Origin of the sequence: uncultured Candidatus Puniceispirillum sp. (assembly GCF_963979125.1) — a bacterium.
Taxonomy (GTDB): domain Bacteria; phylum Pseudomonadota; class Alphaproteobacteria; order Puniceispirillales; family Puniceispirillaceae; genus Puniceispirillum.
Genome location: NZ_CAXBVX010000001.1, coordinates 45,828 through 60,433, shown reverse-complemented (window position 1 = coordinate 60,433; position 14,606 = coordinate 45,828). Strand labels below are relative to the sequence as shown.

The 14,606-nt window shown below is 49.1% G+C and carries 13 protein-coding genes; 3 read left to right on the top strand and 10 right to left on the bottom strand.

Going from position 1 to position 14,606, the window contains the following annotated elements; genetic code table 11:
* Window positions 1-31 precede the first annotated feature (31 nt).
* The 6 genes from puuE to uraH all read right to left on the bottom strand — a co-directional run bounded on the left by puuE (window position 32) and on the right by uraH (window position 7,401).
* The gene (puuE, locus tag ABNT28_RS00280; protein WP_348720812.1) at window positions 32-943 is read right to left on the bottom strand and encodes an allantoinase PuuE; all 912 of its coding nucleotides are present in this window, start codon (window positions 941-943) and stop codon (window positions 32-34) included.
* Window positions 943-2,160: a urate hydroxylase PuuD gene (locus ABNT28_RS00275; protein WP_332923259.1), complete on the bottom strand. Its 1,218-nt coding sequence runs from the start codon at window positions 2,158-2,160 to the stop codon at window positions 943-945. The genes puuE and ABNT28_RS00275 overlap by 1 nt, the downstream gene beginning before the upstream one ends.
* 79 nt (window positions 2,161-2,239) lie before the next feature.
* Window positions 2,240-3,244 (bottom strand): xanthine dehydrogenase accessory protein XdhC, encoded by a 1,005-nt coding sequence (xdhC, locus tag ABNT28_RS00270; protein ID WP_348720811.1) that lies wholly within the window; start codon window positions 3,242-3,244, stop codon window positions 2,240-2,242.
* Window positions 3,237-5,567: a xanthine dehydrogenase molybdopterin binding subunit gene (gene xdhB, locus ABNT28_RS00265; RefSeq protein WP_348720810.1), complete on the bottom strand. Its 2,331-nt coding sequence runs from the start codon at window positions 5,565-5,567 to the stop codon at window positions 3,237-3,239. The genes xdhC and xdhB overlap by 8 nt, the downstream gene beginning before the upstream one ends.
* Window positions 5,568-7,037 carry a xanthine dehydrogenase small subunit gene (gene xdhA / locus ABNT28_RS00260; RefSeq protein ID WP_348720809.1) on the bottom strand — a complete coding sequence of 490 codons (1,470 nt, stop codon included), beginning with the start codon at window positions 7,035-7,037 and terminating at the stop codon, window positions 5,568-5,570.
* Between the two features lie 10 nt (window positions 7,038-7,047).
* Entirely contained in the window at window positions 7,048-7,401 is a 354-nt protein-coding gene (gene uraH / locus ABNT28_RS00255; RefSeq protein WP_332923263.1) for a hydroxyisourate hydrolase, read from the bottom strand.
* Between the two features lie 127 nt (window positions 7,402-7,528).
* On the opposite strand from uraH, the gene uraD reads away from it, so the two are divergent.
* Together uraD and ABNT28_RS00245 are read left to right on the top strand one after the other, a co-directional pair.
* Window positions 7,529-8,041, top strand: coding sequence for a 2-oxo-4-hydroxy-4-carboxy-5-ureidoimidazoline decarboxylase (gene uraD, locus ABNT28_RS00250; protein ID WP_332923264.1), 513 nt, complete (start codon window positions 7,529-7,531; stop codon window positions 8,039-8,041).
* Between the two features lie 14 nt (window positions 8,042-8,055).
* Complete coding sequence (locus ABNT28_RS00245) at window positions 8,056-9,501, top strand: FAD-binding oxidoreductase (RefSeq protein ID WP_332923265.1); 1,446 nt, start codon at window positions 8,056-8,058, stop codon at window positions 9,499-9,501.
* Window positions 9,502-9,550: 49 nt separating this feature from the next.
* On the opposite strand, the gene ABNT28_RS00240 is transcribed toward ABNT28_RS00245, so the two are convergent.
* The gene (locus ABNT28_RS00240) at window positions 9,551-11,053 is read right to left on the bottom strand and encodes a CoA-acylating methylmalonate-semialdehyde dehydrogenase (RefSeq protein WP_332923266.1); all 1,503 of its coding nucleotides are present in this window, start codon (window positions 11,051-11,053) and stop codon (window positions 9,551-9,553) included.
* A gap of 59 nt (window positions 11,054-11,112) precedes the next feature.
* Between ABNT28_RS00240 and ABNT28_RS00235 the strand changes: the two genes are divergently transcribed.
* Window positions 11,113-12,105 (top strand): DMT family transporter, encoded by a 993-nt coding sequence (locus ABNT28_RS00235; protein ID WP_332923267.1) that lies wholly within the window; start codon window positions 11,113-11,115, stop codon window positions 12,103-12,105.
* Between the two features lie 10 nt (window positions 12,106-12,115).
* Here ABNT28_RS00235 and ABNT28_RS00230 read toward each other — a convergent pair whose 3' ends face one another.
* The 3 genes from ABNT28_RS00230 to ABNT28_RS00220 form a co-directional block, all read right to left on the bottom strand.
* Complete coding sequence (locus ABNT28_RS00230) at window positions 12,116-12,919, bottom strand: xanthine dehydrogenase family protein subunit M (protein ID WP_348720808.1); 804 nt, start codon at window positions 12,917-12,919, stop codon at window positions 12,116-12,118.
* Window positions 12,912-13,409, bottom strand: coding sequence for a (2Fe-2S)-binding protein (locus ABNT28_RS00225; RefSeq protein WP_332923269.1), 498 nt, complete (start codon window positions 13,407-13,409; stop codon window positions 12,912-12,914). The genes ABNT28_RS00230 and ABNT28_RS00225 overlap by 8 nt, the downstream gene beginning before the upstream one ends.
* A 155-nt stretch (window positions 13,410-13,564) precedes the next feature.
* The gene (locus ABNT28_RS00220; protein ID WP_332923270.1) at window positions 13,565-14,533 is read right to left on the bottom strand and encodes a GlxA family transcriptional regulator; all 969 of its coding nucleotides are present in this window, start codon (window positions 14,531-14,533) and stop codon (window positions 13,565-13,567) included.
* Window positions 14,534-14,606 lie beyond the last annotated feature (73 nt).

Genomic DNA, 14,606 nt, shown 5'->3' with positions numbered 1-14,606 from the left:
CCTCTTTAGATTACGAAACTTAGTAAAATTGTCATTGTCCGGGATAGGGGTGCGTTTTCATCCAGTGCTTGGCTATATCAAGCCGTCTGGCCATCCACACTTTTTCATGCTTTTGCACATGATCGATAAATTTCACCAAACCAGCAAAACGCGCGGGACGGCCAATCAGACGACAATGCAAGCCAACCGACATCATCTTTGGACTTGATGCACCTTCGGCATATAGAGTGTCAAAGGCATCAATCAGATAACTGGCGAATTGATCGCCCGTATGAAAGCCCTGCGCGGTGGCAAAGCGCATATCATTTGTATCAAGTGTATAGGGCACGATCAGATGTGGTGCGGCAACCTGCCTGCTCCAGAATGGCAAATCATCCGAATAATCGTCGGCATCATAGATGAAACCACCTTCTTCGGCGACGAGATCGCGTGTATGTGCGCTGGTGCGGCCTGTGTACCAGCCCAATGGTCGCGCACCACAAATATCACTATGGATTGCAATCGCCTTTTCCATATGCGCACGTTCTTCTTCGATGCTCATGCCATGATAATTGATCCAGCGATAGCCATGCGACGCAATTTCATGCCCGTCTTTTAGCGCTTGCTCAATCACCTGTGGATGTCTTTGCATGGCCATCGCCACGGCAAAAACTGTGATCGGAATTTTACGTGCGCGAAACAATTCCAGAATACGCCACACCCCAGCCCGCGATCCGTATTCATATATCGATTCCATTGACATATGGCGCGCATCCTCAAACGGTTCGGCACCAATGATTTCGGATAGAAATTTTTCCGAAGCCGGGTCGCCATGCAATATGCAATTTTCGCCGCCTTCTTCATAATTCAGCACAAATTGCACAGCAACGCGCGCGTCATCTGGCCAATAAGCATGTGGTGGCTGGTCACTATAGCCAATCAGATCACGCGGATAATCAGTCATTAACTATCCTCAATTTCACCTGCACGAACAGCCGCCCGCCATTCGGCTAATAACGCGCGCTCTTCATCTTCAACCCAGATCACGTTACCCGGTGGCATCGCATGTGATTGCGCCGACTGCCAGAAGATTTCATCAACATAGGCCATCACCTGCTTTTCATTTTCCAGCATAATGCCCTTTGGTGCAAACGCCAGACCATCCCATTGCGGTGTTTGCGCATGACAGACACTACACCGTTCGATAACAAGTTCGACAGCATTGGCATGCAACTCTGCGCCACGCCCATAGCTTGCCTCGTCATAGCTTGCCCGCGGTGCGCCAGCATAGGACAGGAAAATGGCCAGTCCGGTCAGGATGGCGGCAACAACCCATGTCCAATATGGTGCTGGCAATCCCTTATGCTTGGTGTTGAAGAAATGCCGGATGACGCACCCAATAATCAGAACAAGCGCCAGAATGATCCAGCTATATTCAGTCGCGAATACCATGGGATAATGACCACCAATCATGACAAAGATCACTGGCAAGGTCAGGTAATTATTATGTAATGAGCGCTGTTTGCCACGGATACCATACACCGGATCAGGTGTATCCCCTGCTTTCAATGCTGTCACCACCTTGGTTTGTCCGGGGATAATCACCATCAACACATTGGCAACCATCATCGTGCCAATCGTAACCCCCATCTGCATGAAAGCACCGCGCGCCGAGAAAATCTGCGTGTAGCCATAGGCAAGCGCGACCAGAAAAGCAAAACCTGCCAGCGCAAGCATCGTGTCATTGCGCCCAAGCGGACTACGACACAGACCATCATAAATAGCCCAGCCAAGTACGATACCCGCAAGGCTGATGGCAACAGCCTGCCATTCGGTAATATCAAGAATTTCAAAATCAATCATATACAGGCTTGCCGCGCCGTAATAAACCAGCGCCATCAGGGCAATACCGGAAATCCATGTCCCATATGCTTCCCATTTGAACCATGTAAGCTCATCTGGCATCCGCTTTGGCGCTACCAGATATTTGACCATGTTATAGAAGCCACCGCCATGCACCTGCCACGCCTGACCGTGTGCTTCATCGGGCAGCTGTTTGCCTGGCTTCAGGCTGAGATCAAGCGCGATAAAATAAAAGGACGACCCAATCCAGGCAATGCCGGCAATCACATGAACCCAGCGGATCAGCATTTCTGACCATATCCATAGATAATCAATCACCAGTCAATCTCCATTTCTACCAGCATACAAGCATGCCCGCCCAATCTGCGATTATAGATTATATTTAGACTATGCACGATCATGAAATCTCACCTTCATTATCAAGCTCCTGTTGCCATATAGCAAGCTGCGCGGCAATCGAAATAGCAACGCGAGCAGGTTGTTTTCCGGTAACCAGCTCTATGCCGATAGGGCAGGTCAATCGTGCCAGAACATCATCCGTGATTCCCGCCTTGCCAAGACGACTCCGGAAGCGGGCATTTTTGGTCTTTGAGCCAATCAAGCCAAGGCGGGCAAACCCTTCTCCTGCCAGCACAGTGTGACAGATAGCCTGATCCAGCGCGTGCGAATGCGTGATGACCAGATGAAAGGCATCAATTGGCGCGTGCGCCGCAATCAAAGTTGGATCGATTGCTATCACGTCGGAAACCCCTTTGGGCACGACTGCCGGGAACCTGTCAGGCGCAATATCAACCCAATAGACATCAAAGCCCAGCCCATCAATGACAGGTACCAGTGCCCGCCCAACATGTCCGGCACCATAAATGAATAATGGCCGTTGATAGGGGCGTTGCGGCAATATAAAGCCAGTTTTATCTGCCGTTATCATTGCACCCTTATCACCAAGTTCACTATCTGCAAGCGCAAGCGGTTGCCCTGACGCAAGCGGATGTAAAAGCGGCTGATCACTAGCTGCCAGCACGCGCAAAATGGGTGTGTCGGCGATGGTAAAGGCTTCGATCAACACACGCACATGCCCGCCACAGCATTGCCCCATATCGGGGCCAAGGGCGATATCCATAACACGCCGATGCCACGCAACCTGACTTACATGGATCATGTCGATATCACTGCGCGCCTGCTGCATCACTTCAAATTCCAGCGCACCGCCACCAATCGTATCCCAGATATTGTCGGCTGTGATCAACATATTGGCACCGACGGCACGTGGCGCCGACCCGCGCACCTGAATGACGCTGGCATGGATCACCACGCTCACATCTTTGAGCATTTCAAGGGCCATACCCAGCCAGCCTGTATGCTCCTGACCGGGACTTTGCCCCTTGTCATAAGGCTCAGACACAAGGCCCCCCAAGCGCTATCGACCGCATCAGCAAACGTTCGCTGGTTGCTGGCGCATCTAGCGCGGGATATTCGCCGCTTTCACCTGCCGATTGCAACGCATGCGATAGTGCCATCAAAACACTAATGCCCAGCATTAGTGGCGGCTCGCCAACAGCTTTCGATTTGTGAATTGTATCCTCGCTATTCTCGCCTTCGGCAAACAGGTCTACACGAAAATCAACCGGTCTGTCTGAACAGGCGGGTATCTTATAGGTTGATGGTGCATGCGTCATCAACCGCCCCTGATCGTTCCATACCAACTCCTCGGTTGTCAGCCAGCCAGCCCCCTGCACAAAGCCGCCTTCAATCTGGCCAATATCAAGCGCCGGATTTAATGATTTACCCACATCATGCAGAATGTCAGTACGCAAAATCCGGTTCTCGCCAGTCAGTAGATCAACAACAACCTCGCTACAGGCGGCACCATAGGCAAAATAATAAAATGGCCGCCCGGTTAGCGTTTGTTTATTCCAATGTATTTTTGGCGTTGCATAAAAGCCTGTTGCTGAGAGTGAAATGCGACCCATATAGCAACGATGCGCCGCCTCGGCAAAGCTGCAATACTGGTCACCGACCATCACCTTGCCATCAATAAAATGAACGTCTTTCGGATCGATTTGCGATTGTTCGGCCAGAAAATCCTGCATTCGCTCCTTGATCGCGTTGGCGGCGCGCATTGCTGCCATACCATTAAGGTCACTGCCAGATGACGCCGCAGTCGCCGATGTATTTGGCACTTTACCAGTTGTTGTTGCGGTGATTTTTACCGTTTCAAACGGAACCGAAAACGCATGCGCAACAATCTGGGCAACCTTTGTATAAAGCCCCTGCCCCATTTCGGTGCCACCATGATTGAGATGCACGGAACCATCATTATAGACATGTACCAAAGCGCCTGCTTGATTCAGAAAACTGCTATTGAAAGAAATACCAAATTTAACTGGCGTCAAAGCGATACCACGTTTTACATATCGATTAGCTTTGTTAAAAATCTCAACTGCTTTTCGACGCTTTACATAGTCGCTAGTCTTTACAAGCGTATCAACAATATCCTGAATGACACAATCTTCAACCGGCTGCCCATAGGGGGTCATACCATAATCTGATGCCTGTTTATGCGGATAGAAGTTCCGTTGCCGGACAACCAGCGGATCAAGCCCCAAATGATGGGCAATAGCATCAATAACACGTTCGATGCCAACCATGCCCTGAGGTCCTCCAAAACCGCGAAAGGCTGTATTCGATTGGGTATTGGTACGGCACCGATGCGATATAATCCGCATATTTTTGATATGATAGGCATTATCAGCGTGACACATGGCACGCGCGGCAATTGACTCTGACAAATCCCACGACATACCACAGCGCAATGCCTGCTCGAACACAACCCCGCGAATTTTGCCGTCATTATCAAACCCGACACTATAATCAATCCGGACATCATGCCGTTTGCCAGTTAGCATAAAATCGTCATCACGATCATAAACCGTTTTGGCTGACCGCCCTGTCAATTTTGCGGCAAGTGCTGCCGTGATAGCCGGTAAATTACCCTGACTTTCCTTGCCACCAAAAGCACCGCCCATCCGCCGCGTTTCAACAGTGACGGCATGGTTGGCCAGCCCCAATGATGTGGCAACCTTATGCTGGATTTCGCTTGGATGCTGCGTGGAACAATGTAGCGTCATATCACCATCTTCACCCGGTATTGCCAGCGCGGCTTGGCCTTCAAGATAGAAATGCTCCTGCCCACCAATGACGATACGTCCATCAAGATGATGGGGCGCGGCAGCAATCGCCCCATCGGCATCACCAGTTGAAATAGTGGCTGCTGACCCTAAAAAGGCGCCAGCCTGCATCGCTTCGTCTATAGTCAAAATGGCAGGCAAGACTTCATATTTGATTTTGGCAAGATCAATCGCGGCGCGCGCCGAGGCCATATCAACCGCCGCAACGGCAAACACCGACTGGCCGACATAGGACACAACATCATCTGCAAAAATAGGATCATCACCAGCAACCGGACTACAGTCATTTACGCCAGGCACATTCTGCGCTGACATGACGGTGACAACCCCCGCGGCGCTGGCAACAGCGGATAAATCCATACTTATGATGCGGGCATGCGCATGTGGGCTTTGTGCAATCAGAACTTCCAATGTGCCCTGCGGCACTGGCAAATCGTCCGTGTAATGGGCACATCCGGAAACATGCTTATGCGCACTGTCATGCCGCACAGCTTTATGAATTGTTGTTTTGGTTCTTTTATCATCAAAGCGTGTCATCTAGTCAGCTAACAGCGCGGAAACGCCGCTCCCTGCAAGTTCGACATGCGACTGTCCGGTGATTTCAAGCCCGTATTTCAGCACTAGATTGCGTGCCGCCTGCATCCGGTAATCAGCACTACCCCGCATATCACTAAGCGGCGCAAAGTCATCGCCCAGTGTGGCGGCGGCGGCAACAAAGCTGGACTCGTTGAACGAACCACCTATCAAAACCGCTTCTGCCGCTTTGGCACGCAACGGTGTTCCAGCCATGCCGCCAAACGCAATCACAGCATCTGTGATCGTACCATTCTTTACCGTAACATTTGCCGCCATCATCACGGCTGAAATATCCTGATCAAACCGCTTAGACAGCTTGTAGCATCGTAAATATGGCGCTTTTATCTTTGGCACTATAATGGCCGAAACAAACTCATCCGATTTACGGTTCTGCGTACCATAGCTGATGAAAAAATCTTCAAGCTTTATAACACGGGTCTTGATACCCCGCTGTAGCTCTATCGTACTCCCAAGTGCCATTAAAAGTGGCGGCATATCTCCAATAGGTGACCCATTCGCAATATTACCACAAACCGTACCCGAACTTCGCACCTGTAAAGATCCAAAACGACGTAATAACGTTTTGGCAGCTGGCCATCTTTTGCCAAGCGTGTCCATGGCTGTCTGATGCGTAACAGCCGGTCGTATGACCAGGTCGGTTTTATTATCTTCAATAACATCAAATCCATCAACACGGCCTGTCCAAAGCATCCGTGATAGCTGGCGATGCTGTTTGGTTACCCATAGGCCTATATCGGTGGCACCCGAAACAATCGTCGCGCTAGAATTCTCTGCATAGATATTGGAAAAGTCAGTTTGTTTCAGCGGCGCGGCGAATGCTTTTTTCCCGTCTGAAATTTCGATCATTTCAGTATGCTGGATAGTCTTTAAGAGTGTTTTTTCTGCCTTTTGGCGTTGGGTTTCCCATATTGGCTTATGCATGCCTGCTAAAGACAAACCTGCATCGACAATGGGACGATAGCCAGTACAACGACATAGATTTCCTGCCAGCGTGTCATCAATCTGATTCGCCGCAAGCCCGGTACGGTTACACCAGGCTGCATACAACGATATAACAAATCCAGGCGTGCAAAACCCACATTGTGACCCGTGAAAATCGACTATTGCCTGCTGGCACGGATGCAATTCACCATCTGGCCCACTGATGCCCTCTACGGTTGTTACGGCACTCCCTTCAAGCATGCCCATGAACAGAATACACGCATTCACCGGCCGCCATGTAATCCGGCCTTTGCTATCGGGCCTTGCCACAACAACAGTACAGGCACCACAGTCGCCTTCGGCACATCCTTCCTTTGATCCTGTCAGCCTTCTTTCGCGACGTAGCCATGTCAATAACGTCATGTCGCCAGCAATGCCCGTTACCGTCTGTATGTCACCATTCAAAATAAAGGTTAGATAGTTACGCACGCAATCTCCATTAGCTACCGCGATAAGTGGAATAACCGTAAGCCGATAATAATAATGGGACGTGATAATGCTGATCATCACGATCTATACCAAAGGCAATGACAATATCATCTAGGAACGGAAATTCTGGCAAATCATCACCCATTTCACGCAAATATGATGCCGCATGAAAAACCAGTTTATAACGGCCACGCTCCAGTGCAGCATCTTCAAGAAGTGGCGCATCACATCGACCATCCGCATTTGTAACGACCGTCTTCAGAACCGTCTGCGTTCCACCGGTAATACGAATGAGGTCAATTTCAAGATTTGCAGCAGGTTTGCCACGTGCAGTATCTAGGACATGGGTGGTCAATCGACCCATTGTAATCTCCTGACAAATAGTGATGATTTGTACGAATTAGAATGACAATTTTTCATTGATTTAGCAAATTAATCTATACAATGGATGGTGATCATAAAATGTGGCGTCATGAAAGTATTTTGAACCGATGAACAAACTTGCCTTGCACAAATTATCTGACGGTCAATTACTTGCCTCTCTTGGCGGTATTTACGAACATTCAGCATGGGTTGCCGAAACCCTGTTGGCTAACGGCATCACCGAAGCAGATAATGACCCCAATCATCTGGCACAACGCATGAAGACGATTGTTGATGCAGCCAGTGACGATGCCAAATTAACATTGCTTCGCGCACATCCCGAACTGGCTGGCAAACTCGCAATAGCAGGCAACCTCACCGCTGAATCAACAGCTGAACAAGCAGGTGCTGGCCTTGATAAATGTTCGGTAGAGGAATTTGAACAATTCACCAGCCTAAACACCGATTATACAGCCAAATTTGGGCATCCCTTCATCATCGCCGTTCGCGGCCTGTCGCGTGGTGAAATTCTAGCGGCCTTTCATCAGCGTATCGGAAATGACCCAGCAACCGAATTTACGACCGCCCTTAACGAAGTTCATAAAATTGCTCAGCTTCGACTTTTTGCGTTGGCAACCTGACTGGACAGATTGAAATGAAAATTACAGAGCAGGACATAATACATAAATTCAGAGCTATTTGTGGGGAAACGCATGTCGAAACTGGCAATGATATTGATCCAAAATATCAGCGCGACTGGCTAGACATATACCCATCCACCCCATTTGTGGTTGTACGCCCTGATAGTACTGAAAAAGTTGCAGCCTTGATGAAAATATGCGCCGCAACCAAAACCGTGGTGATTCCGCTTGGCGGCAATTCAGGCTTAACGGGCGCGACTCAGGCACATCCAGATCAAAAAGCCGTGATTATGTCGCTGGAACGAATGAATGTAATCCGCGAAGTGAATGGTGATGGCCGTTATATGATTGCCGAGTCCGGTTGCATTGTTGAAAACTTACATAAGGCTGCCGATCAGGTTGGCTGGATGTTTCCATTGGTTTTTGGCGCAAAAGGCACCGCACATATTGGGGGTGCATTGGGGACAAATGCAGGGGGACTAAATGTCGTGCGCTATGGCAATGCCCGTGCACTATGTCTTGGCTTGGAGGTTGTCACGGCCTCCGGCGACATCATGAATTTACTGCCCGCCTTGAAAAAGGACAATACAGGCTATGATCTGGTCAATCTGATGATTGGGTCTGAAGGCACCCTAGGCATTATCACCGCGGCAACATTAACCTTGGTGCCAAAGCCAACCGCCTATGCAACAGCCATGGTAGTTGTGCCAGATATAGATGCCGCGCTAAAGCTTATGAATCTTATACAACAACAAACAGGGGGACGGTTAGAAGCATATGAATTGATGGACAAGGTGATTTATGATTTATGCGTCAAAAACCTTGATCATGTGACCGCACCTTTTAACTATAGTCCGGAATTGAGTATCCTGATGGAAATTGCCGCTGGCAGTCCAGAAGATGTAGAGGTTCAGCCGGATGGAAAGATGAATCTTGCTATCCAGCTCGAAACCATTCTGGCAACAGCCTTTGAACAAGGGCTTGCCGATGATGCCATTATCGCCAGTTCCGAAACCCAGCGCCAAAATCTATGGGCAATGCGCGAAGGTGCGCTCAATGCCATGCAAACACATGGCAACTGGGTGATGAGCGATGTCAGCTTTCAGGTTGCTGATTTGCCTGGTGCCATTGCCGACCTAAAAGCTGCGTTCGCGGCGGTCGCGCCAGGCCCATTCTGTGTTGCCTTTGGCCATATGGGTGATGGCAATCTTCATGCTTTTGCCCGCCCCTATGATGAAGATCCCAAAAACCATCCAGAAGAAGTTGCGGCGATCAAAGCGGCTTTGCGCGATACAGTTGTGAAATGGCGTGGGTCAATCAGCGCCGAACATGGTATCGGTCAGGACAAGCAAGCCGAAATGAAAAAACTTAAAGACCCAATTGCCTATGCAATGATGCAATCAATCAAGACAGCGCTTGATCCTGATAACATTCTCAACCCGGGGAAAGTTCTGCTATAGGCATGATACATAGTCATACCAACAGCAGAACAATTACAGTTTGTTATCGCTATTTGGTGTCACTGCCAGAATGGAAGTTAAAGACAGCGCCTTCTTTGATACCGCTTGGCCAGCGCGCGGTGACAGTTTTCAGCTTGGTGTAAAAACGAACACCTTCCATACCGTGAACAGCATGGTCACCAAACATAGATGCTTTCCAGCCACCAAAGCTATGATAGGCAACAGGGACCGGAATTGGCACATTCACGCCCACCATCCCAATATTAACATTGGCCGCAAAATCACGCGCAGCATCACCATCTCGGGTGAAAATAGCCGTGCCATTGCCATATTCATGATCAATCACCAGCTGGCGCGCATCCTCATAGGTTTTGGGGCGAAGAACTGACAGCACTGGTCCAAAAATCTCGTCACGATAGACCGACATATCCGGCGTTACCCTGTCAATCAAAGTGCCGCCAACAAAATATCCGTTTTCATAGCCTTGCAAGGATAAACCCCGACCATCAACAACGATTTCGGCACCTGCCGCTTCGCCTTGGCCAATATAATCTTCAACGCGTTTTTGCGACTCGGGGGTGATAACGGGGCCCATTTCAACACCAGGTTCATCATACTGACCAATTTTCAACGCACGTACTTTTGGTGCCAGCTGTGCAACAAACCTATCAGCAGTATCATCACCAACCGCCAGCACTGCTGAAATAGCCATGCAACGTTCACCCGCAGATCCATAGGCCGCCCCCATTGCAGCGTCCACAGCCTGATCCATATCGGCATCCGGCATAATCACCATGTGATTTTTTGCACCACAAAGAGCCTGCACCCGTTTGCCATTGTTGCATCCACGGCCATAAATATATTTGCCAATCGCTGTCGAACCAACAAAACTGATTGCCCCCACATCCGGATGATCAAGCAAAGCATCAACCGCTTCCTTGTCACCATTAACGACATTCAGGCAACCATCGGGGAGCCCTGCTTCGGTCAATAGACGTGCAAGCAAAAGTGGTGCCGCAGGATCGCGTTCGGATGGCTTTAGAATGAACGTATTACCACAAGCCAAAGCCATAGGGAACATCCACATTGGCACCATTGCCGGAAAATTAAACGGGGTAATACCCGCAACAACGCCAACCGGTTGACGCTGTGAATAGCTATCCACATTACCAGCTACCTGAGCTGAATAATCACCTTTCAGCAAATGGGGAATGCCACAGGCAAACTCAACAACTTCTATACCACGGGCGACTTCACCCTTGGCATCATCAAGCGTTTTACCGTGTTGCATTGAAATCGCCGTGGCAATTTCAGTGTGATGGCTTTTCAGCAAATCGCGAAAATTAAACATGACTTGTGCGCGCTTGGCAGGGGGCGTCGCTACCCATCCCGATAGTGCCGCTTTGGCCGAGGCAACAGCCTGATTCACTTCGTCTATACTAGCCAAAGGTACAGATCCAATAACCGCACCTGTTGCTGGGTTGTAAACATCTTGTTGTCTGCCGCTGGTTCCAGCAACTGCTGATCCGCTAATATAATGTGTATCTGTCATGATAAATCCGAACATGGCACTTATCGCGGTGCCGTTATAATGTTAATGATACCTATATCTTGCACAACCTAAATGCTGGTGCAATTCCGAACTGTAAATTTATTGATCTTATCGCTATGATCTTCGGTCAGTTTCTATATAACCGAATCATGGAATTATGGGTTTTATTAGCTATTTTGGCGGCAGCTACTCAAGCTTTGCGTACAGCTGTTCAAAAGAAAATGACGCCACAGCTTGGTAGTTATGGCGCAAGCTATATTCGTTTTTCCTATTCCTTTCCCTTTGCTTGGTTGATTGTGCTTGCTTATATGGCGCTGGTCAATGTTGGCATGCCCAGCCTGTCTCCAATGTTCTGGTTCTGGATCACCGTCGCCGCAGTAACGCAGATCGCCTTTACGATTCTGCTTATCATGCTGTTCTCGCATCGCTCTTTTGCTGCCGCTGTTGCCTTTTCCAAGACCGAAGTTTTGCAAGCGGCGTTGTTTGAAGCCATTATTCTTGGCGTTATTGCCAACCTGCAAACTGCTTTTGCCATCGCGCTTGGCGTTGTTGCTACGATCATGCTGTCACTTGCAAAAGCAAGCCTAGCAAGCCGTTCGGTTATGAGCACAATTTTCTCGAAACAGACTGGGTTTGGTCTTGGTGCTGGTGCTTTTCTTGGCTTCTGCACCGTTGCCTATGGCGCGGCCATCAAACATATACCGACTGATGACGTGATGCTGAATGCCGGATTAGCCGCCGCCATTGCCGTCACGATCCAAACTGTGGGCTTTGGCGCTTGGCTATATGCTATAAAACGCCATGAACTGATTGCTAGTCTTGTGCATTGGCGGGATGGCGCAATGGCGGGTTTTTGGGGCACGCTTTGTAGCCTGTTCTGGTTTGCCGCCTTTGCCATGCATGCTGTTGCCCCAGTCCGCGCTGTTGGGCAAATCGAACTTCTTATGAGCATTGGTTTTTCTTTCTTCTATTTCAAAGAAAAGATTAACCTGACTGAGCTTATCGCTATGGCGTTGCTGGCCATATCGATCATTTTGGTTTTGCTGGCCTAGCAACCCAAAGTCAATCTTGTAATTTTGCCACAGCCTGCTTTGCCATCTGCACAACAAGATGTGCCCTGAATTCGGCATTGGCATGCATGTCGGATAGCAACAAATCCGGATCTATTGACATAGCATCAAGCGCATCAGGGGCAAAATTTTCTGCCAACACAGCCTCAATCTCATCGGCCCTAAATACACCGTCCTGTCCAGCACCTGTTACAGCTACCTGCACATTCCCATCATGCCGCCTAGCAACACAAACACCCGCCAGCGCATAGCGCGATGCTGGATTGGGACATTTCACATAAGCACATTTCTGATCAATCGGAATATGTATTGCAGTGATAATTTCGTTGGTATCAAGTGCTGTTTCAAACATACCAACAAAGAAGTCTTTGGCCGCGAATATTTGCTGGTCGGTATGAATGCGCGCATTGGTAGCTAATAACGCCGCTGGATAACATGCTGCTGGATCATTATTGGCGACTGATCCCCCTACGGTACCGCGATTGCGCACATGCGGATCACCGATCTGTCCGGCCAGTGCTGCCACCCCGGGCAAATGCGTATGCACCAGTTCACTATCCGCCACAGCGGCATGCGTTGCCATCGCGCCAATTTGCAAATTGTTATCGCATAGCATAATGGTTTTGAAATCATCAACACCATCAAGATCAACAAGCATATCTGGCGCGGCTAAACGTTGTTTCAGCGTGGGAACAAGGGTCATGCCGCCTGCCAGTAATTTACCATCGTCTGCAGCCGCCAGTAGTTCACGCGCAGCATCACAACTTTTGGCTTTCTTGTAGGTCAGATCATACATAATCTGCCTCATCCGCTATTTCATCAGCACCCATCACGCGTGCTGCCTGCTGTATTGATTTGATGATATTGTTATAGCCGGTACAGCGGCAAATATTCCCTTCAAGAGCAGTGCTAATTTCATCTATATCTGTGGTCAGATTTTGCGCCAAAAAATCAACAGCGGTCATAATCATACCTGGTGTGCAATAGCCACATTGCAAACCATGATTGTCAATAAAAGCCTGTTGCACGGGATGCAATTTGTCACCGGCAGCCAGACCCTCAATCGTCGTGATTTGGGCACCATCTGCCTGCACCGCCAGCATGGTACATGCCTTTACCGCCATGTCATTAAAATGGATCACGCAGGCGCCGCACTGGCTTGTATCGCACCCAACATGCGTACCTGTCAGTTTCAGACTTTCGCGCAAAAAGACACCAAGTAACATCGTATCTTCAACATCCGCTGTTACCGGCGTCTCGTTCACAACAAGATTAACGACAGTCATTATTATGGCCTTTCATATCAGATACCATCGACCGAGCTTCATTTTGCCTGTTCATCCAACCCTCTGATCTATGGAAATATCCTTGCGCCAATTCGAGTCAAGGTCAATATTGCCAATCGGCATATATGGTATTTGTTACATAGATGACGTGGCATTTATATAATAGCTGCTGTTCGCCGTGTATCAGAGGGCGTTTCGCCAAAACTGGCCCGATAGCATGACGCGAATCCAGCCTGACTTGCAAATCCACTGGCTGTAGCTATTTCCACGATTGGTAAATGACTCTCGACAAGCTGGCGCCTTGCCGCATTCAAGCGAAGCGCAAGATAATAGCGTTTTGGCGATGCCCCCAGAACCGACGTAAACAACATATGCAGACGCCGCGTTGACATACCAGCCTGCGATGCCAGACACGAAATCGAAAGCGGTGTTTCAAGATTATTTTCCATATGCCGAAGTACAGTTGCAAGCCGCCGATCACCAGCGCGCATAAAACCTGGCATAGGAGATGCTGATACGTTATCAACATCACCTGCTGGCGTATAAATAAACTGCCGCGATACCGACATGGCAAACGCAAAACCCTGACGTGCTCGAATCAACTCAAGCATCATATCCAGAGTGGGTAACGATCCAGCTACTGTTATCCGATTTCCATCAATCACATGACGCTGACTCACAACTTCGAGAAGCGGATATCGGGCGGCTAGCGCATCAGCGTCTTCCCAATGCGCCGCGACCTTACGGTCATTCAACAATCCAGCCTCAGCCATCAGCCAGACACCGTTTTCGATACCAATAATGGCATCACGAAAGCGTCGTGCCTGTGATAGAGATTTCAACAGATTATCCGACAATGCTGTCAGCGGCATATAGCTAGCCACAACAAAAAGTGGAGCGACACGCGCTACCGGATCGAAAGCACTATCTGCTGGTATCGGTATCTTGCTGGTCGTCATGATCGGCGTGCCGTCATCTGTTGAAATATGCCAGCTATATAGTTCACGACCCGCCATCCGATTGGCCACACGCAACGGCTCAATTACCGAGGTAAGCTGAACAAGGTTACATTGCCGCAACAACAGCACTTCGATTTCTAACGACGCAGAGCTAAGCGAAAACATAATTTTTGTTCCGATTTATATAAATTTGTTTCTGATTTACATAAACCCAAACGACTAAAGTCTGGCAAGATTT